General features: G+C 28.4%; 15 protein-coding genes and 11 tRNA genes. 3 read left to right on the top strand and 23 right to left on the bottom strand.

What is annotated here, in order from left to right; translation table 4 throughout:
- The first annotated feature begins 104 nt into the window (after positions 1-104).
- Entirely contained in the window at positions 105-1,463 is a 1,359-nt protein-coding gene (locus tag SHELI_RS00865; protein WP_069115888.1) for an FAD-dependent oxidoreductase, read from the top strand.
- Between the two features lie 51 nt (positions 1,464-1,514).
- Here SHELI_RS00865 and SHELI_RS00860 read toward each other — a convergent pair whose 3' ends face one another.
- Complete coding sequence (locus SHELI_RS00860; RefSeq protein WP_069115887.1) at positions 1,515-2,498, bottom strand: alpha/beta hydrolase; 984 nt, start codon at positions 2,496-2,498, stop codon at positions 1,515-1,517.
- 8 nt (positions 2,499-2,506) lie between these two features.
- Positions 2,507-4,072, bottom strand: a complete 1,566-nt coding sequence (locus SHELI_RS00855) for a formate--tetrahydrofolate ligase (RefSeq protein ID WP_069115886.1) — start codon at positions 4,070-4,072, stop codon at positions 2,507-2,509.
- A gap of 76 nt (positions 4,073-4,148) precedes the next feature.
- On the opposite strand from SHELI_RS00855, the gene SHELI_RS00850 reads away from it, so the two are divergent.
- Positions 4,149-4,988 carry a bifunctional 5,10-methylenetetrahydrofolate dehydrogenase/5,10-methenyltetrahydrofolate cyclohydrolase gene (locus SHELI_RS00850; protein WP_069115885.1) on the top strand — a complete coding sequence of 280 codons (840 nt, stop codon included), beginning with the start codon at positions 4,149-4,151 and terminating at the stop codon, positions 4,986-4,988.
- Between the two features lie 22 nt (positions 4,989-5,010).
- On the opposite strand, the gene SHELI_RS00845 is transcribed toward SHELI_RS00850, so the two are convergent.
- The 10 genes from SHELI_RS00845 to SHELI_RS00800 form a co-directional block, all read right to left on the bottom strand.
- On the bottom strand, positions 5,011-5,658 hold the full coding sequence (locus SHELI_RS00845) for a nitroreductase family protein (RefSeq protein WP_069115884.1): 648 nt from the start codon (positions 5,656-5,658) through the stop codon (positions 5,011-5,013).
- Positions 5,659-5,677: 19 nt separating this feature from the next.
- Positions 5,678-6,274, bottom strand: a complete 597-nt coding sequence (locus SHELI_RS00840; protein WP_069115883.1) for a 4Fe-4S single cluster domain-containing protein — start codon at positions 6,272-6,274, stop codon at positions 5,678-5,680.
- Positions 6,267-8,090: an AAA family ATPase gene (locus SHELI_RS00835; RefSeq protein ID WP_069115882.1), complete on the bottom strand. Its 1,824-nt coding sequence runs from the start codon at positions 8,088-8,090 to the stop codon at positions 6,267-6,269. The genes SHELI_RS00840 and SHELI_RS00835 overlap by 8 nt, the downstream gene beginning before the upstream one ends.
- An 8-nt stretch (positions 8,091-8,098) precedes the next feature.
- Positions 8,099-9,184 carry a hypothetical protein gene (locus tag SHELI_RS00830; protein ID WP_069115881.1) on the bottom strand — a complete coding sequence of 362 codons (1,086 nt, stop codon included), beginning with the start codon at positions 9,182-9,184 and terminating at the stop codon, positions 8,099-8,101.
- Entirely contained in the window at positions 9,185-11,455 is a 2,271-nt protein-coding gene (locus SHELI_RS00825) for a hypothetical protein (RefSeq protein WP_069115880.1), read from the bottom strand. It abuts the gene before it with no gap.
- 9 nt (positions 11,456-11,464) lie between these two features.
- Positions 11,465-15,313: an AAA domain-containing protein gene (locus tag SHELI_RS00820; RefSeq protein WP_069115879.1), complete on the bottom strand. Its 3,849-nt coding sequence runs from the start codon at positions 15,311-15,313 to the stop codon at positions 11,465-11,467.
- Positions 15,314-15,413: 100 nt separating this feature from the next.
- Positions 15,414-17,831: a leucine--tRNA ligase gene (leuS, locus tag SHELI_RS00815; RefSeq protein WP_069115878.1), complete on the bottom strand. Its 2,418-nt coding sequence runs from the start codon at positions 17,829-17,831 to the stop codon at positions 15,414-15,416.
- Between the two features lie 115 nt (positions 17,832-17,946).
- A complete protein-coding gene (gene mgtA, locus SHELI_RS00810; protein ID WP_069115877.1) occupies positions 17,947-20,658 on the bottom strand; it encodes a magnesium-translocating P-type ATPase in 2,712 nt (903 codons plus the stop codon).
- A 177-nt stretch (positions 20,659-20,835) separates the two neighbouring features.
- Entirely contained in the window at positions 20,836-22,647 is a 1,812-nt protein-coding gene (locus SHELI_RS00805) for an MATE family efflux transporter (RefSeq protein ID WP_084449219.1), read from the bottom strand.
- Positions 22,648-22,717: 70 nt separating this feature from the next.
- A tRNA-Ile gene (locus SHELI_RS00800) sits at positions 22,718-22,794 on the bottom strand.
- Between the two features lie 224 nt (positions 22,795-23,018).
- Between SHELI_RS00800 and SHELI_RS05975 the strand changes: the two genes are divergently transcribed.
- Positions 23,019-25,031 (top strand): ABC transporter ATP-binding protein, encoded by a 2,013-nt coding sequence (locus tag SHELI_RS05975; RefSeq protein WP_069115876.1) that lies wholly within the window; start codon positions 23,019-23,021, stop codon positions 25,029-25,031.
- Between the two features lie 78 nt (positions 25,032-25,109).
- Here the strand turns inward: SHELI_RS05975 and SHELI_RS00790 are convergent.
- The 11 genes from SHELI_RS00790 to SHELI_RS00740 all read right to left on the bottom strand — a co-directional run bounded on the left by SHELI_RS00790 (position 25,110) and on the right by SHELI_RS00740 (position 26,809).
- A tRNA-Phe gene (locus tag SHELI_RS00790) sits at positions 25,110-25,185 on the bottom strand.
- Positions 25,186-25,193: 8 nt separating this feature from the next.
- A tRNA-Asp gene (locus tag SHELI_RS00785) sits at positions 25,194-25,270 on the bottom strand.
- A gap of 4 nt (positions 25,271-25,274) precedes the next feature.
- A tRNA-Met gene (locus SHELI_RS00780) sits at positions 25,275-25,350 on the bottom strand.
- Between the two features lie 5 nt (positions 25,351-25,355).
- Positions 25,356-25,448, bottom strand: a tRNA-Ser gene (locus SHELI_RS00775).
- A gap of 55 nt (positions 25,449-25,503) precedes the next feature.
- A tRNA-Ile gene (locus tag SHELI_RS00770) sits at positions 25,504-25,580 on the bottom strand.
- A 15-nt stretch (positions 25,581-25,595) separates the two neighbouring features.
- Positions 25,596-25,672, bottom strand: a tRNA-Met gene (locus SHELI_RS00765).
- A 5-nt stretch (positions 25,673-25,677) separates the two neighbouring features.
- Positions 25,678-25,753 (bottom strand) — tRNA-Ala (locus tag SHELI_RS00760).
- Positions 25,754-25,782: 29 nt separating this feature from the next.
- Positions 25,783-25,859: transfer RNA gene (locus tag SHELI_RS00755), tRNA-Pro, on the bottom strand.
- Between the two features lie 56 nt (positions 25,860-25,915).
- Positions 25,916-25,992, bottom strand: a tRNA-Arg gene (locus tag SHELI_RS00750).
- Between the two features lie 107 nt (positions 25,993-26,099).
- A complete protein-coding gene (locus SHELI_RS06145) occupies positions 26,100-26,672 on the bottom strand; it encodes a DapH/DapD/GlmU-related protein (protein ID WP_069115875.1) in 573 nt (190 codons plus the stop codon).
- 62 nt (positions 26,673-26,734) lie between these two features.
- A tRNA-Cys gene (locus tag SHELI_RS00740) sits at positions 26,735-26,809 on the bottom strand.
- Between the last annotated feature and the right edge of the window lie 57 nt (positions 26,810-26,866).

The raw sequence follows: 26,866 nt of genomic DNA, 5'->3' as shown, positions 1-26,866 counted from the left end.
ATATGATAAATTTATTAAAAAACAAGTGATTTTTGGAAAAATTAATATTAAAATATAATTATGATATTACTAATAATATCCAGATAGAAGAGGTATTCAATATAATGAAAGTAATAGTAATTGGTACAAATCACGCTGGTACTACAGCTGTGAGAACATTAAAAAGACTTCAACCAGAAATTGAAGTAACTACATATGATAGAAATGATAACATTTCATTTTTAGGATGTGGAATTGCATTGTGAGTAAAAGGTGAAGTAAAAGATCCAAAAGGTTTATTTTATGCATCACCAGAAATTTTACAAAGTGAAGGAATCAATGTAAAAATGGAGCACGAATGATTATCAATCGATGCTTCTAAAAAAACAGTTAGAGTAAAAAATCTAAAAACAGGAGAAGAATTTGACGATAATTATGACAAATTAATTATTGCTGCAGGTACATGACCAATTTTTCCACCAATTGAAGGAATAAAATTAGAAGGTGTACAAATTTGTAAAAACTACCATCATGCACAAGCTATCAAGGCTGCAAATAATGATCCAAAAATTAAGAAAGTGGCTGTAATTGGTGCAGGTTACATTGGGGTTGAGTTGGTAGATGCCTTTACAACAGCGGGTAAAGAAGTAACACTTGTAGATATTGCTGATAGAATTATGCCAATTTATTATGATCATGAATTTTCATCATTGGTTGAAAATGAGATGAGAAATAATAAAGTTAACTTAGCATTAGGTCAAAAAGTTGTAAAATTCACTGGAGAAAATGGAAAAGTTAAAAAAGTTGTAACAGATAAAGGCGAAATTGATGTCGATTATGTAGTCTTTTCAGTTGGAGTAAAACCACAAACTGAACCATTAAAAGGTGTAATAGACTTAGATGATAGAGGTTCTATTAAAACTAATGAATATATGCAAACATCAAACTCTGACATTTATGCTGTTGGAGACTGTGCACAAGTTTACAACGCATCATTAAAAAAAGAAATGCAAATAGCACTAGCAACAACTGCTGTTAGAACTGGAGTTATGGCAGCAGTTAACATTGTTACAGGAAACAAATTAGAAGGTCCTGGGTTTACTGGAGCTAATGGTATAGAAGTTTTTGGTTGAAAAATGGCAGCTGTTGGTGTGTCAAAAGCTCAAGCTGATTTATTGAAATTAGATGTAGAAGAAATTTTATTCAAAGATTCAGATAGACCCGAGTTTATGTCTTCATATAAAGACGTGACAATTAGAATTTTATGAGACAAGTCAACAAGAAGAATTATGGGAGCACAAGTTGCTTCTCAAAATAATCATACTGAGGTAATGTATATGTTTGCATTAGCAGTTCAAAAAGGATTAACAATCGATGAACTACCACTTGTTGATATCTTCTTCCTACCTCATTTCAACAAACCTTATAACTTTATCACTTTACCAGCGCTAGAAGTTTTGGGATTAAACTACTTTAAAAAATAAAAAAACACTTGGTAAATACATTACTTAAATTGATGTATTTCAAGTGTTTTTTTATTCATTAGTTTTTGCAAAATTTAGAGTTTTTATAATGTACTCATCATTAAAGTCAGCTATAGTTCTAACGTGTTCTGTTTTTAATGAGTCTTTTGGAATTCATAAAAGACTATTGCTATTTGGATTATATCTTAATTTATATTTATACATATTTTCAGACATTTCATATGGTATAAATGTATCACCTATAGAATGAATAAAAAGTGTTGGTGTGCTACAGTTTTTCATTCCTTTCAATAAATCATATTTGGTTTGTTTTGTTTTTGTTACTTTGTTAAATTTATGACCCATAAATAAGCTTATTAACCATCATTTTTTCTTCAATAAATTTGCACTTATATAATGTCTATACTGCCTAATCATATGTTCAAAGCCACAATCTGCAACTACTCAATTTATCAAATTTTTATACTTTCCTCTTTGTGTATATAAAATAGAGGTTGATGCACCCATACTATTTCCAATCATTCCTATAGAATCAATTTCATAATTTTCTTTCATATAATCTATTATTTTGTCTATTATAACTAATGTAGAAATGCCAATATCGGTTATATCACCATATGTTTTTCCATGTGCGAATGAATCAAATAAAAAAACATTGTATCCATTATTGAAATAGTGTTCTGTTAATCTTAAAGCTAAATATTTGTTCTCTGTTCATCCGTGTAATCCTATAACTCACTTTTTGCTCTCTTTTTTAGTTAAAACCAAGCAACTGATTTTTCCTTTTTCATCTATTATTTCAAGTTCCTTTAAATCAGAATTTAAAATCTTTGATTTAGGTAAATTTTTATTTTTGATATCTTCATAGTATATATCGATTGAGTTAAACTCTACATTTTCTATACTTCCATCTCTAACATATGAATAACAAAAATCTCTAAGTTTTTTAAAGGAGCGAGCTGACAGAAAAATTATTATTGGAAATAATAATAGTGTCATTAATAAAATGCCTAAGTTATATTTATATTTTTTCATTTAGCCTCCTATTTTAAGCCAACAATTTTATAGTCTAATAAATAAATATTTTTATAGTTAGCATCTTTACTAAGTCCTGGCATACTAAAAATATTGTTGGTATATACTAAAATAAATTTAGCTCCACTGTTAACTTCAACATTTTTGATTTTTAAAACGTAATTCTTATCCTTTGTAATATTTCCATCTATATTACTATGATCTTTCACCATGCAAATTGGATAATCTTTGTATTCTGATTTTTCTAATACTTTGATTTTTTCAAGGCATTCATCTTCTATTATAAATTCATTTAAGTAATAAAAGTTTTTAACGACTTTATTTATTTTTTCAATTATGCTATCAGTTGGAGTAATAAGTGGTTTAAAATTTTGTTCAGTATCACAAGCTTTTATCACTTTTTTGGCTAACTCTTCTGAACCTTTTGGTCCTAAATTATAACCGTTATTCATTTCCCATTCATAATTATTTGCCCCTAATCATTCTTGTAATTTTTTTAAATCTTCAACACTATCGCCTTCAATAAAATTGATAGCCACAACTAAATTTAAATTATATAATGTTACATGCTTTAAGTGAGCTTCTAAATGCTTAAAGCTATTGTTAAAATCGTCATGGAGTTTTAATGCTCTTAAAGTAATTACCATTACAACACAGTCTGGAACTAAATCATTTTGATAATTTATTAAGTTCATAAATTTTTCAAAACCTAAATCAGATCCAAAACCACTTTCAACAATAGTGTATTCAGATAACTTTAAACCTAGCGAAGTTGAAATAATAGAATTAGTTCCTGTCGCAATATTTGCAAACGGACCTAAATGAATAAGAGCTGGAGAGTTGTATTTAGTAAGAACTAAATTAGGTCTAATAGCATATAGCAATAGTGCTAAGACTGCACCCGTAATTTTAAGCTGCTCCATAAAGATTGGGTTGTTATCATTGTCATATGCTACAATTGAGTTTTCTAATCTTTGTTTAAAATCGTTCAAATTTTTTGATAAGCACAAAGTTGTCATTATGTTACTCGCTGCAGTTATTGTAAATGACTCTTTTCGCTTTAAGTTTTTCTTTATATTTATTTCAACTTCTCTTAATGACCTATCATTTAAATCCATACATCTTTTTCATATTATTTTTTCACAATTAATATTTAATTTATTTCCTCAATATAATTCGTTATCAATAGTTGCTGAAATTAAATTATTTGCTGAAGTAATAGCGTGAAGGTCTCCTGTAAAATGAAGGTTTATTCTTTCCATTGGTTCAACAATACTTTGTCCTCCACCTGTTGCAGTTCCTTTTGAACCAAACACAGGACCCAAACTTGGTTCTCTAAGAGCAAGAATAGCTTTTTTGCCAATATAGTTTAGCCCATCAGCTAGACTTATAGCGGTGGTGGTTTTACCCTCTCCAGCAGCTGTTGGATTTATTGAAGTCATTAAAATCAGTTTACCTTTTTTATTTTCATCTTCAAATTTTCAGTACTTTAGTTTAGCAATTTCTTTACCACAAATTTCATATTGATCGGCATTAATATTAAGTTTTTTAATAGTTTTCAATAATTTATCCATGGTTTCTCCTTGTGTTGTTAATTGTCCGCTTTAATTATATAATTAATTTGTAATTAGAATAGGAAAAAAAGTTAATATGTCAAATATAATTAGTGGTAAAGAATTATCAAATATAATTTTAGATGGTCTAAAAAACAAAATATCAAAAATAAAAGAAAAAAGATTACCAAAAATAGCTATAGTTCAAGTTGGAGATAATAGTGCTAGCAACAAATACATAAAACACAAAATAAAAGGCGCTAACAATATCGGTATGTTAAATGAGTATATAAAATTAAAAGAAGATATAACACAGTCAGAATTAGAATTACAAATCAAAAAACTAAATGAAGATACAAGTGTTGATGGAATTATTGTGCAATTACCATTGCCTAAACAAATAAATGCAAACACAATAAATAGTTTGATATATCCATCCAAAGACGCTGATGGATTTAACCCTACAACAATTGGTAATGTTGTTTTAAACAACACCGATATATATCCGGCTACACCATCAGGAATAATTAAACTTTTAGAATGAAAAAATATTAATTTAGTTGGTTCCAATGTAGTTATAATTGGGAGAAGTAATATAGTTGGTAAACCATTGGCTAATATTCTAATAAATAAATCAGCAACGGTAACAATTTGCAATACAAAAACAAGAAATTTAGAAGAAATAGCAACTAATGCAGATATCTTAATAAGTGCTGCTGGTTCAGCAAACTTAATAAATAAAAACTTCATAAACAAAAATACGGTGGTTATAGACGTTGGTGCTAATTTTATTGATGGTCATTACTGTGGGGATGTAAATTTTAGTGAAGTTGGTGAAATAGTGAAATATATTACACCGGTTCCTGGTGGAGTTGGGCCAATGACAATAGCTTGTCTTTTGGAAAATGTATATAAACTATATTTAAAAAATAATTAAAAAAAGTGTTTGCACACTTTTTTTACTTAATAATTTTATATACTTCTTCTTTGGGTCTTTTGTATCTAGTGTATGAGTAGTGATTTTGTTTTGTTGTATCGATTTTACCAATAAACATTCCCAAAGTAGTGTGTTCTTCTTCTGGATTTATTATTCCATGTTTTGCAAGAATATCATCTGTCTCTTTTCTTTTAAAACCTTCTGCTGGACAACAATCTAGTCCCATTTCTTTTGCCATTATTAGAGTGACACCCATTGAAATATAAACTTGTCGTGCTGTTCAATTATCAAAATCAGTATTTTGAGATTTTAAAAATGATTCAATCCCATTTTTAATATATGCTTCGGCTTTATCGCTTTGAGGATCTGTAATATTTGTAATTTGTTTATCAATTACAGTGCTTTTCATATATTTTTCTTTGAATGTTGTTCATATAATTAAACCACTGCACTCTTTCACGGCTGGTTGATTTCATCATTCAGGTCATAGTTCTTCTCTAATTTCATGATTTTGTATGAAATATACTCTATAAGGTTCCATACCAAATGATGATGGAGAATATCTAATACCCTCTAAAATTTCTTCAATTTGTTTTTCAGATAATTCAAAATCAGTTTGATATCGTTTAGCAGATCTTCTATTTTTAATATATTCATAAGTATTGCTCATTAGTTAATTCCTCTTTCTTTTATTTTATTTTAAAACAAACCTGTCCGTGCTCATTATCGATGGCTACACCATCACCGTTTATTATAACTCTATCTTTAAACAATTGTATTTCAAATTGAGAATGTGGTTGTTCAAAGTAGTCGCAATCCTTATATTTATCAGTAATTTTAATTACCCTTTGATTCTTACTTCCAATTAGTCTTCTTTTTATATCTAATTGATTTGCAATAAAAGGGCCATCAATTAAAATATCAATTTTTTTAAGTATATTAGAATATTCGTCTTTTAAATTTTCATAAATATATCCCGTAAAACAAATTATAGTTAAATCATTTTCATAACAAAGATCAATCAGCTCTTCTAAACCATCGGGTTGAATGAAGGGTTCACCCCCTAATATAGTAATTCCTTCTATATTGTATTTTTGTTTTGCTTCTTTAATTTTTTCAAACAAAAAACTGACTGGCATTAAAAACTTTGGAACCATTGGAATTAATTCTTGATTACAACAGCTTTTACAACCTATTGTACAACCTTGTAATCAAACAACAAACCTTGTACCCGGCCCTTCAATTTCACTATTCATCAAGAATCTACCAACGTTTATGTTAGCCATTTATTAAAAAATCTAACTTTCTTTTTTCGGTATTAGATTTTGCAAAGATTTTAGTACCAGCTTTAAGTTTATGAAGATTTTCAAAAATAAACTCTGATAAAGGATCTACTAAATTAGTTTCCAATGAGTTTAAAACATCTCTTCCACCACGTCTTTCATCCGCATCTTTTAATAAATTATCTAAAATACTTTCGTCTTGCAAATCAATATGAAGTTCAGCTTTATATTTTTCGTAAATTGCTATTTGTATAGGTCTAACTTTTTGTTTAACAATTTTAGCTTTTAAACTTTTATCTTTAATAAAGTTAAAAGGAATGATATTGTTTCCGAATCTTCCTAACAATTCAGGTCTATTTAGTTCAAAAGTAAAGTGATTTTGTACTCTTTTTACAAATTCATTATACACGTCTTCTTTATTTGCACTAGGAACTACTTCAGATGCTCCTATATTAGAAGTAAATATTATAAATGTTTCACTAAAGCTTACAGTTTGACCGGTGTTGTCTGTTAATCTACCATCTTCCAAGATTTGTAAAAACTTATCAAACATTTTAGGATGTGCTTTTTCAATTTCATCAAATAAAATAACAGAGAAAGGTTTTTCTTTAACAGAATTTGTTAGTTGTCCTCCACCTTCAAAACCAACATAACCTGGAGGTGCTCCAATTAGTTTTTGATCTGAGTTGTCTTGTCCATATTCAGACATGTCAAATCTAATTAAATTAGCTTCATCATTAAAGATAAATTGTGCAATAGCTTTTGCCAACTCAGTTTTTCCGGTTCCTGTTGGTCCAACAAAAAATAAAGTTCCTTTTGGTTTGGTTCTTTTTGCAGAATAAGTTATTCCAGTTAAACCTGTGAAAGCTTTATAAATAACTTTTGCAACTTTATCAACTGCATCTTCTTGTCCAATAACCCTTTTGCTTAACTCATCTTTTAGTTTCAACATTTTTTCATAACTAAGATCTTCTCATGGTGAACTTTTTTCACCAAAATTATATATGTTAAACATTTTATTAAAAGGTATAGGCTGATTAAAATTACATGAAAATTTTACAAAGTGAGACAGTTCTTTAATGGTTCAACCTTCTGTTGCGTCAACTATATTATCAAATTCTGTGCTTATATCTGTAACTTGTATTCTAGATTTTACAGAAGCTAAAAAATTGTGTCTTTCATCTCTATTTGGTTTTGGCAATGATAAAATCAATATTTCTGGATTATTTAAATAAAGACTTGGTGGAAGCTGGTTAATTTTTTTAGTAATAAAAATTACACAATTACTTAATTCATCTACTTTTGAAATTATAAACTCAGATTCTTTCAAAGTTTTTGAAAATTCAGTTAAGACTGCTCTGTCGTCTTGGTCTAAAGATTGATCACTAAAAAAATAATCTGTATAGTCTGCAACAAATCCCATTTTTTTATTATCTGCCCTATTTAAGTTTTTATTTAGGACAGAAAAAAACTGTAAAGGATTTTTTATATTGTTTGTATCTTGTTTCTCTTGTGCATCTGTACTTCCAGAGTTATTAAAAAGTTCTTCAAACTCTGATGCTGCACTTTCCCCTTCTGCATTGTTTGCTTCACTTGTTAAGATTAGGTTACTTAGTTTGCTTCCTCTTATACCTGAATTTCTATCATATAGAAATCTATCTGTATATTTTTTGGAACTAAATAACTCCATTATATATTCTTGAATATTTACATACTTTCCATTTAATTCATATACATCATCAACATTACCTTCTAAGATAATTGATTTTTTAATCCCTATCAAGTTTTTTAACTGATTTAACTCTCTTTTTACACTCATACTTTAACCTACTTCCCTGAGTTTTTATTTTTACTAATTAGCTTACTTTTATTTGCCACAAACTTTGGCTCTCTATATTGTTTTTTGATAGCCTCAGTTGTATTAATGCCAAGGCTTCTAAGTTTATCAATAAACTCATTTACATCAGCATCATGATCATGATTTTCAAAACCTTCATAATTGTAAATGAAACTTCCATCTAAATTAACTGCAAAGTCTGCTGTTTCTCCGGTTATTTTTTCTCCATGTATCATTATAATATTTTTTTCTTTTAATTTTCTTATGTTATCTTCTTTTACAATGTATCCAACTTCTCTTATTGCTTTCACAATTTTTATGACATTTTCTCTTCTTATTAATTCATTTTCAATTAGTTCAGATGAACTTGAAATAAATTCCTTGGCGTTTTTCATTAGTTCATTTTCATTTTTTTTATTTATAAATGCTTTAGCTCTTTGTGTAATTTCATCAACAACATCTTGATCATTGCCACAACTTTCAGTTACTTCTTTTATCATTTCCCTTGCTATTAGTTCATATTGATTATCAACTTTAAAAACATTTACATTTATTAAATTGTAAATTTCTGGTAAACTTTTGTTTACCAAACTTGCTTCGTGTTGTTCTAAATAATTTTTTACCAAAACTTTATCATCTAAGTTTTTTTGCTTATTAATTAATTCGTGTTTAACTTGCTCAAAACTTTTATTAGTATTTTCAAATGCTTTCATTATTTCATTTTGCTCTTTTTTTACAACCTCTGCTTTTATAACATAAAGTTCTGCTCTTAAGTCAGCTAATTGTTTACGTTTTTTTATTGCAAATTGTTGTGCAACATTATAATTTTCTAACAAAATATTTTCATCGATAGTTTCTTGTAAAAGAATATTATCTTTGGTTTCTAATTCTTCAAGTAAAAATTTAGAGTTCTTTAATAATGACTTTAATTTTTCTGTAAAAAAACCGGCATTGTCGATGTCTTTACATTGATCAACTAATTCTTGAATAAACTTCATGATTGAATCTATATCTTTTTTAAGTAGTTCGTGTAGCTTTTTACTATTTAAAATCATTTGTTGAACTGTTAAGCTCATTTAAATTCCTCCAAATCTTTTTTTATAATTTTCTAAAAATCTTACATCAAATTCTTTTTTTTCACCAAAAACTAAATTTAAAGCTTCATATAATATTGATTCATCATTTTTAAATATTTTATCTACTTCTTTTATTTTATTTTCGATATGTTTAGCTCATTCAACTTTTACTTCAATAGGAAATTTTTGAGCTTCTGGTGAAATCAACATATCTATTTTATTTTCCAATCTGCTAATAAAATTAGCAGATTCAACTTGAACTTTATAGCTTATTAAATCTGAATCAAGTTCTGTTAGCTCCTGACTTTTATATTTATAAAAATCTTTATACAAATCCTTTAAATTTTCTGCAACTTTAATCAAATAATCTTTTTGATTATTTATTTTAACATTACTTCTCATAAGATCTACAACACCATTCAACATATTTTTGTAATGTTTTTCTACAGAAGTAAAATTTTTTTCAAACACTTTTTTCTTAATTGTGCATATCATATTTAAGGTTGCTGCATGCAAAGCTCAGGTTTTAGATTGATATTTATTTATATCAAATAGTTCCCTAGTCATATATTTATTTGCATATCCCAATAAAGTAACTAAGCAATTTCTGGTATTATTTTTTCATCAGTCTACGTTATTTTTATCAAGAATATCAGATATTAAAAACAACATATTTTCTTCTTTATCTAAATGTATATTCTCTAAAACTTTAAAAAGATTCTTTTGATTTTTAAAATTATATAAATTTAAAACGTGTAATATTTGATCGTCTTTAATATCTTTAGACATAGTTATAATTATTTCAGATAAACAATTCTCTATAAAATAATATGCTTCATCATTTTCTTTACTTGCAAAGTATTCTGTTAACTTTTTATAATTATTTCCAGCATAAAAATCTTTTTGTAAATGTTTTTTAATTATGTCAGTTAGTTTTTGTTGTAGCCCTACTCTTTTTAAAAATAAAAACATCATAGTTGATACATCTAAATTTTCGTTTTTCAGCTCTTCTTCATAATCTAATAAAAGTCTTTCTAGGTTATCTTCAAATACTTTTGCCAAATTTAATTTTGGATTTTGATCGTAAGAATAGACAACTGGTATAGTTGCCCCAACAGACTCTAGTTTTTTTTCTACAAGTGCAAATCCATTAACTTTATTTTCTGAATCGATATAAATTAAAGTATTATCATTTAATAGAGCTTCTCTGCTACTATCCACATACACTACAATTTTATCTCCAAGATATTCTATTGTTTTATTGTTAGATTTAGAATTATAAAATACTATTATTTGGCAACTATTTATAAGTGATTTATTTGATAAAACTTTATCAGGAGATAAGACATCTCTTCCATTAATAAGTAACAGATTTCAAGTAGACTTTACAATTAAATTAGATAAAATATCTGGTTCATTTAAAAAATTTTTTTTATTTTCAAAGTCTTTTTTAGCAAAAAATCGATCTTTGATTTTGTCTGAATAACTTTTTAAAATATCTCTAACAATATTTTTTGCTAAATCTTTTTGTGTTTTTAAAAATATTTTTAGTTTTTCATTTTCTGTATTTATAATAAAAGCATCATTATCAAATAACTCTATACTAACTTCATTCGCACAAGGTAATGATTCGGTAAGTTCTTGTGCAATTTTATGATCAGCTAAATCAATTCCATTAGCTAAAGTAACATTAGAAAATTTTGCATTATCACCAAAAATTTCTTTTTTTAACTCAATAAATTCATTAACATTTTTCTTAATTAAATCTTTTATATAAAAGTTTTGGCTAATACTAGTTTCTTTAATTTTATTTGTTAGTTTTACCCCTTGAACTCTTCTTGATCACTCAACATCTTTTACAATATCAAAAGAATCTTCAATAGGATCATAAACTCATTTAACATCAAGTGTTTTATCATACTGTGATATTATATATTCTTCATTTATAAATTGTTCTTTAACTTTTTGATTAAGTTCAATTTTTTCTATTTCTAAATCTATTCCCAAAGTACTTCAACCGGCAGTAGTTTTATTTAATTCAATAACCTTGTATGCAATTAAATCTTTTAATGCTCTCTCAAATAAATCAATGTTATATATTTTAAAATCATCATTTAATATTTGTTTTAAGCTTAAGTTTTTTCTTGGATAATCATAAATAATTGACAATATCAAAAACTCTACAAATGTAGGTTTTCTAGATTCTGAGTATTTAATTTTAATAGGTAATGAATATTTATTATACATTATCTCTATCTTGTCAAAAATCATAATTACCTCCTATAATAAATCTTTGGTTGTTAAATAACCACCGTCGAAATTAATTTTTGCTATTATATCTGCATATACATCGTATGTATTTGATATATTCGGATCTTCAACTGTTGGTATCTGAACTCTTATATCATTAACGGCTCTGCTAGCTCCGATAATAACTAGTAATTCTCTAGCTCTACTGTATGCAACATTTATTCTTTCGTATTTTTTTAGAAAATCTCTTCCACTAGTTTGTGATAATCTTTCTGGGTTTCTTACCATATTTACAATTACATAGTCAGCTTCTTTACCTTGAAAATCATCCACAGTATTTATAACTAATGAAAAGTTTTTGAACTTTTGTTTTCTAATTTCGATAAATAGTTTTCTTACATGTAAATTATAAAAACTAATTACAGCAACTGATGGTTTTCTTTTGTAAGTTTTACTATCGAGCGAAACATCTAGTCTTTTCAAAAACTCAACTGTTAATTTAATTTCTAACTCATTAAATAAGCTTGTTGAGTAGTCTTCACTGCTTTCAAAAATAACTTCGCCGTTTGTTCCGTATGTCGAATCAATTCAGTAAACAGAACTCTTTTGACTTACAATCTCAGCGCCTGTTTTTGAAGTTATAACTAAATCATGCCTTTTATGTTCACTTACTTGTTGATCAACTTTTAATTCATTATCATAAAACTTATTTACCACTTCCATGATTTGTTGATGACTTCTATACTGAGTTTTTAGCATGGTTGTTATCGAACTATTTCTGGCCCCAATGAAATTTTTAAATGCTGATTGATCTAATAGTTCAAATAATTCTTGATAGCTATATTCTTTTTTCAACTCTCTATTAACTATCTCTACATCTTCTGGTTGTAATTTTAAAATTGGTGGTAACTGCCTGTAATCCCCTACTAGCACTAATGTTTTTCCATAAACTAATGGCATAAGAATTTCTAAAAGCGTTGCTTTTGAAGCTTCATCAATAATTACAACATCAACATCTAAAGTTCTTAAATTTATTTCTTCAAGACCCATTTTTTTTGCTTGTAAATCTTTATTAAATCTAAAAAGATTAGTTGAAGTTAAAGTCATTGCATAGACATTAACCAAGTTATTTATTATAGATGATGAGTATCTACGAGTTTCTTGTATTAACTGGCTTGAAAAATCTTGTGTAGCCAATTCTTCATCTCATTTATCGATTATTCCGTAATTATTTTTTGCATAGCTAGAAACTAGATTAAAAAAATCTTTTAACTCTTTAGTTCTTTTTAAACTTTTTTCTAATTTATTTTTATAATCATTTAGTTGTTGTGTTACTTGTTGTTCCAAATCAACATCAGTTATTCCTAAATTTAAATTAAATTTTGAGTTAGCAAATTTTATTAAATCTCTTAGTTCATTGCTATTACCACCAGCTAGTTCAGAAAGTTTTTGTCTTGTTAATAATAAATCATTTTTGTGTACTTCCAAAGAGTTAAGTTGCATTTCATTGTCTTCACTTGCGTTTATTTTTTTTAAACTTAATTCTAAATCTAGTTTTAGATTTTCTAATTCTGATCTAAACCTTGCAAAAATTTTAACAAGTGCTAAACACATAGTATCTTTTAGTAAAAATTTTTCAAACTCTTCTAATCGTTGCTCTTCTTTATCTGCAAGTTCAAACTCAGCTTCTCTTTTATAATTTATAATGTTATTTTTTATTTTTTGTATGTCAATGAAAAATTCATTTTTAAAAATTGTCTCTTCACAAACCAATTTTAATTTGTTAAATATATTTATTTCATTTATTTCATGATCTATGTACTTCAAAATAAAATCTTCTATACTAAAACTAATTTCGTTTTTATATAATTTTTCTATCTCCTCAGATATGTTTATAGATATTTTAAAATCTAAATTGCTTATTACTTCAATAAGATTATCTATATTAAAAATTTCTTCTTTCAAATAAGTTTTATTATGTATACTTTTTATTTCTTCTGTTTTTATTATTTTTATTTTTTCATTTATTTCATCAATTTGTTTTTGTATCTCTCTCATTTGAGTACTATTTTGATGATATCCTTTGCTACTTAATAGCAGTTTTTCTAATTTATTTTCAATGATTTTAAAATCTTCTACATTATTTTTACCAACTGATAAATCATCAAATATTGATTTAGTAATTGATTTATAATAATTGTAAACAACTCTTTCTGGTGTAAAGTTGTTTGCACTTCTTGATTTATGATTCAGTTGATTTGTTAATCTTATTCTATTTATATTTGGTTCATATGGTAATCTGTCAACCACGTTTTTGATGGCTTCATGATTTTGACTTGATATCAAAACTTTTCTGTTTAATTTAGCTAACTGATATATCAGCTCACAAATAACCTGAGTTTTACCAGTACCAGGTGGACCTTGTAATAAAAAAATATCTTTTGAGTTCAATGCTTTTTTTACAGCGCTTTTTTGTTCACTGTTCAAAGCAAAATAAAAATCACTATCTTCTAAATCAATTTCATTTGATGATTCAGATAATTCAATAAGTTTTGTATTAAATAAATAATTTGTTAAATAAGGATTTTTTGTATTACCTTCAGATATTCTTTTTAAAGTTTGTCTACTTCTATCAATTAGAACATCTTCACCTATTCCAACAAAAGCAATGTAACCCGAGTTTAGTGTGTCATAATTATTTTTAGTTTTAAATAAATTTTCATCAAACTCTTCTTCTATTTCATAAATTACTTTATGAACTTTTCAGTCTGTCATTTCTTCAAAATATTTTTTTTCAAACATTTCAAACTCTTTTTTTGCCCCTAAAATAATCTCTTTTTTCTTTTTTCAATAATCAATAAGGGGTTTTGGTTCACCATATGTTCCTAAAAGATATGATAGATTTACAGAAAACATATTCTCTTGATTTTTTTCAAAATCAAAATCAAAAATAGTTTTAAAATTTTTTTGTAAAACATAATTATTTACAAAAAGCTTGTTAGCCTTAAAAGGAATTAGAGCAAGCTCACTTGTTTTTTTTATTTTTTCTAACTTATTTTCATAATCAACTAAAATATCCAAAACTATTACATTTACAACATCGTATTTAATGTCTTTGCTTTTTAAAAAACTTTCATGACCTAAATCAAAATATGCAAATGTTTTATTTCTAAGTTCTTTTATGGTTTTATCTTTTATTTCATCATCTAGATCTTTTTTGTCAATTTTTAGAACTTCTGCCAGATCAGTTCCTAGATATGGTAGTGAGTTTTTTCTTTGGACAACTAAAAGATCACTCATAAAGTCCAAATACTTTAATCAGCGATTTTTTTCTTGCTCAAAAGTAGAGGTAATTTTATTGATATTAGATATTGTAGAAGAGTTGATTATATTTCTTCTTAATAACTCATCAACTGGTATTTGCTTATTGAACTTTATAATTTGCAGCGGTACTTCTTTAATGGTAGTTTCAAATTCTTGTGGCGATAATTTTAATCTAGTTTGAAAAATTGAAGCAACAGTTAAAGCTGGATACTCAGGATCTATATTCACAAAAAATCCCAAGCTTGTACTTTTGGGCATTTTTGATTGACTTATGGTATCTAACTCAATTCTTATAATTGCATCATAAACTTTGCTGCCACCACTTTTATTAATTATTTTTCTAGTTTTATCATCTACCAAACAAATAAAAGCTTGTTTTATCATCGAGTTTCTTAAAAATTGATCAAAATCATTATAGCTTTGTATACCTTCTATATTTAATCTTTGGATTACAAGATCTAATTGACTAAGTTTATCAACAAAAAGAACATTTCTTAAATAAGAAAAGTCTAAAAAAAGTTCTTTTGTCCCATCATTTTCGATTACTTTGCCCATATAAATCTCCTAATATTTAATTAATTATAACATTTATTTAGTTTTAAAAAAATAAGTTGCATTTACACTTAATTTACAAAAAAAGTGCCTAGGCACTTTTTTACTTAACAACTATATTAACAATTTTATCAACGACTACAATTTCTTTTATTATTGTTTTGTTCTCGATATAAGGTTTTACATTTTCAATATTCTTAGCTTTTTCTAACAATGTTGCTTCATTTGTGCCTTTTTCAATTTCAAATGTCGCTCTTAGTTTACCGTTAATTTGTACTGCTATTGTAACTTCGTTTTGAACCAACTTAGATTCATCATATTGGGGTCAACTTTGTAGAGCCACGCTAGGTTTATTCCCTAATTTTTCTCATAACTCCTCAGCAAGATGTGGGGCATATAGAGAAAGCATAACTACAAAATTTTTGATGTATTCTATATATACTGGTTCTTCTTCTTTGTAAACAGCATTTACAAAAGTCATCAATTGAGATACAGCGGTATTGAATTTACAGTCTTCAATCATGCTTGTAACTTTTTTTACAACGTCATTATAAATAAAGTCTAAGTGACCATTATTTTCTGAACTAAATTCAAATTTTTCAATCATTCTATAAACACGATCTAATCATTTTCTAGACCCATCAAGACCTGTAAAACTTCATTGAAGTGATGCTTCTAATGGACCCATAAAAACTTCATATAATCTTAAAGTATCTGCGCCATGTGATTCAACGATTTCATCTGGATTTATTACATTTCCTTTTGATTTTGACATTTTTTCACCAGACTCAGCTAAAATCATTCCTTGATTTACAAGTTTTTGAAATGGTTCTGGAGTTGGAACTATTTTTATATCATAAAGAACTTGATGTCAAAAACGTGCATAAAGTAGATGTAGAGTTGCGTGTTCTTGACCACCAATGTATAAATCGACTGGAAGTCATTTTTTAAATAGTCTTTGTGCTTCTTCGCTATTAATATCCATTAGGTTATTTGGTGAAATAGTTAAAATATATGCCAAATAATATCAACAAGAACCTGCTCATTGTGGCATTGTGTTTGTTTCTCTTTTAACTTTTTTACCTTTGTATTCAATGTTTACCCAATCATGAATATTAGCCAAAGGAGACTCTCCAGTCCCGGATGGTTTTAAATATGCCCCTTTGGGTAATTCAACTGGTAGGTCTTTTTCATCAATTAGAGCAATTTGACCATCTTCTGAAAATACGATTGGGAATGGCTCACCATAAAATCTTTGTCTTGAAAATAGTCAATCTCTTAGTTTATAATTTACTTTTTTTTCTCCAAGGTTTTGTTCTAATATTTTTTTTGTTATTTTTTCAATTGCTTCTTGTTTATTTAGACCATCCAGAAAATCAGAATTTATATGTTTACCCTCACCAACAAATGCCTTTGATTTATCTTTGCATTCAATAACATGAATTATCTCTAAACCATATTTAGTTGCAAAATCTCAATCTCTGTCATCATGAGCTGGAACTCCCATTACAGCACCTGTTCCATAGTCATTAAGGACATAATCAGCAACCCAAATAGGAATTGGTTTATTTGTAAATGGATTTATTGCATATGCGCCTGTGAATAAACCAGTTTTTTCTCTTGATTCATCTTGTCTTTGAATATCCGTCTTAGATTTTGCTTCTTCAATATACTGATTAACCTTTTCTTTATATTCATTTGTTACTAAAGATTTTACTAAATCACTTTCAGGTGCCAATACTAAATATGTTGTTCCAAAAATAGTATCTGGTCTAGTTGTAAATACAGGAATTTTTAAATTATTGTTTTGTGACTGGAATTTTATTACTAGTCCTTCTGATCTACCAATTCAGTTTCTTTGAAGATCTTTAAGAGATTTTGGTCAATCAAGGTCTTCTAAACCATCTATAAGTCTATCAGCATACTCAGTAATTTTTAATACTCACTGTTTCATGGGTCTTTTGACTACCTCAAAATCACCAATATCAGAATACATTTTGTTATTTTTTACAACAACCTCTTCATTCGCTAAAACGGTTCCTAATCCTTCGCATCAGTTAACATCTGCATATCTTATTTCTGCCAAACCTTGCTTGTAAAGTTGTTGAAATATTCATTGTGTTATTCTGTAATAATTTGGATTACTTGTATTTACTTCTTTTTCATAATCGAAACTAAAACCCAATGTTTTTAATTGTTCTCTGAAAATATCTATATTTTTTAAAGTAAATTCAGTTGGATCATTTCCAGTTTTAAGAGCATATTGTTCAGCGGGCAAACCAAAAGCATCATAACCAATTGGGTGCAATACATCGTAACCTTGTAGCCTTCTCATTCTTGAAAACACATCAGTTGCTGTATAGCCCTTTGGATGACCAACGTGAAGTCCTGCTCCACTAGGATATGGGAACATATCTAATATGTAAGCCTTTTTGTCACTTTTATCAGTAGTTTTAAAAGTATGATTTTCCTCTCAATACTTTTGTCATTTTTTTTCAACTTTTTTATGTGAGTATTCCATAATAATTACCTTCCTTAAATTTAGTCTTACTTGATTATAAACACTTAAATAAATCTAAACAATAATTTTAAATAATTTTATTAAGAAAAAATAAAAAAATCTCTATGAGATTTTTTTATAATCATTCTTTAAATCTTCTAATATATGCCATTTTCACACATTGTGCTAATGTTATGTAGCAAAGTACAAATCCTATAGCCACAGGCATAAATACTAGTGGTGGTTGCTCCATTTGTACTAATTGATTTATTGGAGTATATGGAACAATTATTGCCATTGCACAAACAAACACTGTAGCTATGTTAACTTGAATAGAAGCGTTTGAATGAATAAATGGTAATTTTTCAGTTCTATACATTTGCATAACTGCAGTTTGTGTCATTAACCCAACCACAAACCATGAAGCGTTAAATGTTGCTACTGAATGTTCTGGAAGAGTATCTTTATTTACACCCATACCAAATGGAACACCAACTTGTGACTTGAATGCAAATAATAAAACTAAGAATGTTGATATGTCAAATATTGAACTGACTGGTCCATTAATAATTGTAAACCATATGATATTCTTGGTTCGCAACGGTCTAGGACTCTCTGTGAACTTAGCATCTACTTTGTCAAAAATAAATGCAAACATAACTATGTCGTAAAGTAAATTTTGTAACAACAAGTGAATTGGTTGCATTGGTTCCACTGTTGTTAAGAACAATGCTACCAAAACACTTAAAACATTACCAAAGTTTGATGCTATTGTAACTTTAATATATTTCAAAATATTTGCTAAACTAGCTCTACCTTCGTGAACAGCTGTTTCGATTACCATCAATGAGTCGTTAACTAATATAATGTCTGCTGCATCCTGAGCTATGTTTGATGCATCTATGAATGAAATAGCGACATCAGACTCTCTCAAAACGGGTGCATCATTAATACCATCCCCCATAAATCCAACTATATGTTCTTGGTCTTTTAAAGCTTTTATAATAATTGATTTATGTATTGGACTTAACTTAACAAAAACATTTGCATCAATTACAGCTCTTGCTAATTGAGTTTCACTCATTTCCTCAATTTCTTTTCCTGTATAAAGTTTTGTTATTTTAAAGTCAACTTTTTTACAAATAGCTCTTGTTATAACTTCATTGTCACCTGTAAGAACTTTTGTTTCAATACCTCTGCTTTTTAATGATTTAATTATTTGTTTTGATGTGACTTTTGGTTCATCAAAGAAAGTTGCAAACCCTAAGAATACTAAATCTTCTTCAATATCTTCATCTTCTAGGTGGTTATGAGCTATTCCAACAACTCTGTAACCTTCAGTATTCATTTCTTTGGTTTTACTTTTAATTTTTTCAATATAATCTTTTGTTAAATTTTCAATTTTACCGTTGATAAGAACTCTATTACAAATTGCAAGTACTTCTTCAACTGCACCTTTTGTAAAAATCTCTTTTTCATCATTTTTAGTAAGAATTACTGATAGGATTTTTCTTTTGAAGTCAAAAGGCACTTCTCATTCTTTTGTATATTCTTCTACATTTGGTTTTGCTAATTTATCAGTTATTAAAACTGCTTGATCGATTGGATTTTGAAATCCTGATTGGAAATAACTATTTAAGTATAAAGCGTGATTAACAAATTCGCTTTTACTTCCTGTCAAATCTAATACTTTATCTAAAACTATTTCACCACTTGTTATTGTTCCAGTTTTATCTGTACAAAGAATATCAATGGCACCCATATTTTGAACAGCATTAAGATTTTTAACTAGAACTTCTTGTTTTTTAATTTTTGCATAACCTCTTGATAAATTAGCAGTAATTATAATTGGTAACATTTCGGGAGTTAATCCTACGGCAACTGAGATTGAGAATAATGCCGCATTTAATCATTTTTCGTTATCTTCTAATGGTCTTAATCCAAAAACCAAAAATACTATTGGAGTAACTGATAACATAAATGCTATTAAAAGAAATGTAACTTTTTTAATCCCTTTATCAAATGATGACTTCGGTCTTTTTTGGGTAACTTTGTCATTAATAGTTGAAAAATAAGTGTATTTTGCAGTAGATAAAACAACTCCTAAAGCTGATCCAGAAACTACATTAGTACCTGTAAAACAAATATTTTCAAATTCCAAGTATTCTTTATTACTATTTGTTTCTTTTTTTTGAACAGGAAAAGATTCTCCTGTAAGAGATGATTGATTTAAATATAAATTGTTAGATCATACGATTCTTATGTCGGCAGGTATTAAATCGCCATTTGATAGGTAGACTAAATCACCAGGAACTAAATCTTCTGAATCTATTGATTTTGCTTCTTTAATTAATTTTATTGAGTTAGCATTATCAATATTTTTTATATCATAATCTGTATCTCTGATTGCATGAGTTGTTTTTTTATTATCAAATGTCATTTTTCTAATAACAAAAAACGACCTCAACTCTTGTAAAAATGTTATTGAACCACTTAATAAAATCATTATTAAAACGATTAATGCACCAGCTAAGTCAAAAGTATCTTTTTCCTCAGCAATAGCCCCAATATAGTTATAAAAACTATAAACATCTATTATTATAAGAATCAAATTAAAAGGACTGAAAAAACATTTAAAAAAAACTAATGGAAAATTAAATCTTTTGGGATCTAGTTTGTTTGCTCCACATTTTTCTAATTGTCTTTCAACTTCAGCTTCTTTCAAACCAAATTGTTGAATTTCAAAGTCTTTAAGAATTTCTTCTTGATCTAGCTTTGAGTATTTTTGTAAATTATTTTTTATTGTATTATTTTTTGCATCTTTCGATACTCTTTTAGCCATTTTCATAATATCCCTTTCTACAAGAGAACTATTAAATAACGCATAAAGAAGCGTTAATAAGAGCACTCGTTTCATTTTTTATATATTTCATTCCATAAAAACTGTAACTGGAAGGAAGACTCATATTACCACCTCTTTCTAAACCTATCTAATTATACACTATGTACTATAAAAAAAAGTAGTTTATTTAACTACTTTTTCCTCAGTTGATTTTTCTTCTTGTTTTTTCTTTTTCTCTTTTAATTTTAACTTTTCATTTGGTATGTCTTTATGTTTGAACTCTGACTCGTCAATAATACTTCTAAGTCATTTTTTTCTAAAGTAAAATGTTAAAGCTGGTATCAATTTAACAACCTCAAACATACATACAATTAAATGTACATAGATTATTTCCAAATTTACAAATCCATTGGGATTTATAAATGTATTTTCATAAATTAAGACTGCTAAAGTTGGTAGTTGGAATGTCCAGTTGAATGCTGAATCCATCAAGAATGCTCCAGTAACATTTCCCCCTGCCCTTAGTATAGAGTAAACACAAGAGTTCATTAGTATAACTGGATATGTCATTGTATAAATAAACACCATTCATTCCCCAATTTTTTTACCTTCTGGGGTTGTATTTGGAAAAATTGCTTTTGGCACAACAAAGGATAATCCAGAAAAAATTATCACAAAACAACAAGCTATCATAAAACTAAGTCTCATCAAATGCTTACCATTGTATTCTGCCTTTTCAAAATTTTTAGCTCCAAGCTCATTGCCAACTAAGGTGGATATTCCGGCATTTAGTCCATGATACATTGGAGAGAAGAATGCCATAAGCATCGTCTCGAACATAGCGTTCGCGGACAAAGAGTCAACTGAATACATAGCTCTCATTTTAACTTGAAGAACTTGACCGAAAGCAAATAAAGTTTCATTTAAAAGTATTGGTAAACTTTTTTTCAATGCCATTTTTAAAAGTTTTTTCTTTATTCTAAAGTGTTTGAATGAAGGTATGAATTCAAATTTTTTAATGCAAAGTAACCCAACAATAAAAACTGTTTGTAAACAACGAGAGAACATTGTTCCATAACCTACTCCTTGTATACCAAAACCTGTAAATCCAGGTATAAAAGTTGGTGCTGTTAAGAAAAGATTAGTTGTACAGTTTGCAACCAATGCTATAGAAGCCATGAAAAATGAGTAAAATGGTCTTCTTGTTTCTCTAAGGGCTGTTACTGATACTTGATTGATTGTTAGTAAAGGATAAGTTATAGAAACAATTCTATAATATTTTTCCCCTTGCTCTGTTGCTAAAACTGCAACTTTATTTTGAATGTAGTTGTAAACTTCTTGAACTTGTTCTTTTGAAGATGCGCTGTCCAGTTTATAGTTTGGTGTTTGAGATGCCAGTTGATAATTTGGATGAGTTGTAAATTCAATAAAATTATGGCAAATTCCTTTTATTCCAAAAATTGCAAAAACTGCTGTTATAGCAAATGTCAAATACATTTTTAAGGCTGTGATTTGTTTCAGCTTTTGATATTCTCCTGCTCCAAAATATTGAGCTGAAAAAATTCCTGAACCATAACAAAATCCAGATGCCATAGCGAACATAATCACATACATTTGGTTACTTGAACTAACAGCATTTACACCTATTTGTCCGGGAGAATATATAATACCAGAGCCTGCATAACCAAATAGTTCATGAAGTCCTAGTCCTTCTAACTTGTCAGAAGTGATTGATTCAACTCAACCACTACCTAAAATGTAATCATTAAGTTCTTTATATCCATCAATTTGGTGTGGGTATAAATTATTAACAAAAATATTATCAACTAAATCAGTTGAAGCCATAATGACTTCTTGTAATACTGATCACAAAATTAAAGTAAGAGCAATCTTATATCATTGACCTGTTGCAAAAAAACGCTTTTTAACTTTATTACCTTTTTTGATATTTGTTGTTTCAAACTCTTGGCTATCAGGTTTTTTAACTTCAGTCATTTTGATTACTCCTTTCAAAAAATTATAATAAAAAGGCACTTAAATAAAAGTGCCTTGCTTTTCAAAAAAATGGTCGGAACAAGTGGACTTGAACCACCGACCTCACCCTTATCAGGGGTGCGCTCTAACCAGCTGAGCTATGCTCCGAAAACAATAAGATTATAAGGCATCGGTCTTTATTTTGCAACTATATTTTTGGAATTTTTGAATATAGTTACTTACATTTTGTTTAAATAAAAAATGTGTACTTAGTTATTTTATATGAAAAAAAATTTTTATTACAATAATTATTTTATTTTTTAAATAAAATAATTAATTGGTTGATAAGAATCGGTATATATAATAAAATTTATCTAGAAATGAGGCATAGTATGGATGTTAAACTAAAAAAAACGCGACGAGAGAAAAAAGAAATTAAGAGAGATCTTAATTATCATCTAAGCAATGCTATAAAAAATAGACCAATAATGAGCTTTTTATTGTTTTTTGGTACATTTCTAATGGCATTATGCTTAATTTTAAATATAAAAGTTATTGAGTTCATTACTCAATTATTAATAACAAAAGGAACTGTTGACACTCTTGCAAATACTGATGATTTGCAAGATTTCTTAAACCAATATTCAGCAGCTCACCCAAATGATATATTTTGGAAACAGTTTAGTGAGCAATGACAGTATGTTGGTGCAGAATTAAATAAACCTGAGTTTATGCAAGAGTTTATACACAGATTTATGTATAGCAATGTAGAATATCAAATGCATAATGGAGTATATAGTTTAACAGTAAATGTATGAGGACATAGTTTTGGACTTTTTGATTTAGTATACATAATAGTTTTAAATATTGTACTTGTAATAATTTTATCCTATGCAGTTTTTATAATAGGAGGTTATATTTCTCAAAGTTATGAGACATTAATCAAAAAAAATCTTATTAACAAACTAATAGATCAAGATTTACATTATTTTAGAGAAAATAAAACTGGTGAAATAGTTGGTACTTTAGTAAAAGAATCAAATATACTTGCTAAACACATTAAAGAAGCGCCAATAGTTTATAGTTTATCTATGTCAACATTTGTGCTTTCATCGGTAATGATGTTCTTTGTGGATTGAAAATTATCAATGTGAGTTTTTGGTCTTCTAGTTGGCTGTTTAGCTGTTATAGGAGTTTTTATAATAATAACTACTAAGGCTACAAAAAAAATAGATATATTAAATCAAAAATTTGACAACCAAGTAAATGAAAAAATATACAGCGTTAGACTTATAAAAGCTACAGGTAACTTTGATGAAGAGAAAGAAAGTTTTGAAAAAGGAGCAAAAGTTGTAGATTTAAAAAACAAAATTAAGTTCTTTTTCTCAGAACTTCCAGCAGCCCTTCTTGTGGGTGGTGTTGGTACATTCTCAATAGCATCAATTATATTTGGTGTAATACTTTACCATGACAATACAAATAAACTTGTAAGTATTATGACATCATTTACAAGCGGAGTTATTGTAATGGCTGTTCCTATTCTACAATTAAGACAAGTAATTGCTGAAGGACCAGAATCAATTGCAGCAGCGATAAATATCTCAAAAATTTTGAAATCAGAAATTTATATAAATAAACATGAATTAAATAAATTTGAAGGTAATGTCAATAATATTAAATTTAATAAAGTTACATTCTCTTATCCAGGTGATGACAAAATTATTTTGAACAACTTAGAGATAAATCTTGAAAAAGGTAAAAAGTATGCTTTTGTTGGTCCTACAGGATGTGGTAAATCAACAATTGCTAAATTATTATTGAGATTTTATGACCCAAGTGTAGGAGAAATTCTTATAAATGATAAAACAGATTTAAAATCTTTAAATTTAAAATCATGATTAGATAAAGTGGGTTATGTAGATCAAGAACCACAAATTTTAAGTGGTACTATCTATGAAAACATTTGTTATAGTCTTGGTGAAAGAAGTATTGAAGAAGTACAAGAAGCTGCAAAAAAAGCTAAGTTACATGATTTGATAATGAGTTGACCTAATCAATACGATACTATGTTATTTGAAAGAGGAGCGCAATTGTCAGGTGGTCAAAAACAACGTTTGGTTATTGCTAGACTTATTTTAAAAAATCCTGAAGTATTAGTTTTGGATGAAGCAACAAGTGCTTTGGATAATATAGTTGAAAAAGAAATTCAAGAGGAACTTGAAAAATTAATGTTTGGAAGGACAACTGTTTCAATTGCTCATAGATTAAGAACAATAAAAAACTTTGATAAAATATTCGTTTTTGAACAAGGTGAAGGGATTGTTCAATCAGGAACATATGAAGAGTTGATAAAAGTTGATGGCTTATTTAAAGAATTATATAAATCTAATCTTAGTGAAAAATAAAAAATCTGCAAAGCAGATTTTTTTTAATAAAATTTTATATAAAAAAAATACCCTTGGGTATTTGCAGTTTTCATGGAATGGTGGTTTTGGACGGAATTGAACCGCCGACACGTTGAGCTTCAGTCAACTGCTCTACCAACTGAGCTACAAAACCGTAAATAATGGCGACCCCAACGGGACTCGAACCCGTGATCTCCTCCGTGACAGGGAGGCGCGATAACCAACTTCGCTATGGGGCCATAATGGTTGCGGGGGCAGGACTTGAACCTACGACCTTCGGGTTATGAGCCCGACGAGCTACCAACTGCTCCACCCCGCGATAAATGGCGGAAGATGAGGGATTCGAACCCCCGCTCGGGTTTCCCCGACTCTCGGTTTTCAAGACCGATCCCTTCAGCCGGACTTGGGTAATCTTCCGTAATTTTTCGTAATTATGTCCCTCATAATTCGCGCATTAATTGGAGTCAAATTATGGTGGACCTTATTGGACTCGAACCAATGACCATCCGGTTATGAGCCGGATGCTCTAACCAACTGAGCTAAAGGTCCAGTAAAATTAATATATGGTAGCGGGGAAGAGACTTGAACTCTTGACCTCCCGGGTATGAGCCGAGCGCTCTAACCAGCTGAGCTACCCCGCCATATATGGTGGACCCGAACGGGATCGAACCGTCGACCCCCTGCGTGCAAGGCAGGTGCTCTCCCAGCTGAGCTACGGGCCCATATATGATAAAATATAAAATTTTATAAATGGTCGGGAAGACAGGATTCGAACCTGCGACCCTTCGGTCCCAAACCGAATGCTCTACCAAGCTGAGCCACTTCCCGATATACATAATGAATATTACAAATCTATGTATATTATAATATTCAATTTTCTATAATGGCGCGCCTTAAGGGACTCGAACCCCTAACCTTTTGATCCGTAGTCAAACGATCTATCCAATTGATCTAAAGGCGCATATTAAGCAAACAAAATAATTATAATATACTTTTGTGTTTTTGTGTCAATTAATTTAAATTTGACATTTATTATTATAACAATAAATTTAAAAAATGTTAGTTTTTTTATAAACTTTTAATTTTTTTTGCAGGAACTCCTGCATATATTGAATTAGAATCAGCATCTTTTGTTAAAACTGCACCTGCAGCAATTATTGTATTTTCACCAACAGTAACTCCAGGTACAATTGTTACTCCCGAACCAATTCAAGCATTGTTTTCAATAATAACTTTTTTGGGATAAATGAAGTTTCTTTTGTCTTTTTCCAAACCGTGGTTCAAAGTAGCTATATTAACATTCATTCCAATAAGTACATTATCTCCTATACATATGCCACCTCGATCTTGAAAATTGCAGTTTTTATTAATGAAAACATTTTTACCTATCTTTATATTTTTTCCAAAATCTGTGTAAAACGGAAGAAAGCATCTAAATGAGTTATCAATCTTTGAACTTGTAAGCTCAGAAAATAATTCAACTACTTTATTAGTATCTAAAACTTTTAAATTGTTTATTTTATTAAGTATCTCATGAGCCTCACAAGCCAATTTATTCATCCAATAAGCTACTTCTTCATTTTTCATGTCAATAATATCATAATTGCTTCTTGTATATTCTATAAACTCTTCTCTAGTCATTAAACCACCCAAAATACATTTTAACATAAAAAAAAGGCTATATGCCTTATATGAGTCTAATTTGGAGGTACCAGTCGGAGTCGAACCGACGATCAGGGAGTTGCAGTCCCATGCCTTAGCCTCTTGGCTATGGTACCATTACAAATAGTATTATATCAAAAAAAAGCAATAATAGAAAAAATAAAAAAACTAGG

This window comes from Spiroplasma helicoides (assembly GCF_001715535.1).
Lineage (GTDB): Bacteria > Bacillota_I > Bacilli_A > Mycoplasmatales > Mycoplasmataceae > Spiroplasma_A > Spiroplasma_A helicoides.
This window is presented reverse-complemented; position numbering and strand designations above follow the sequence as displayed.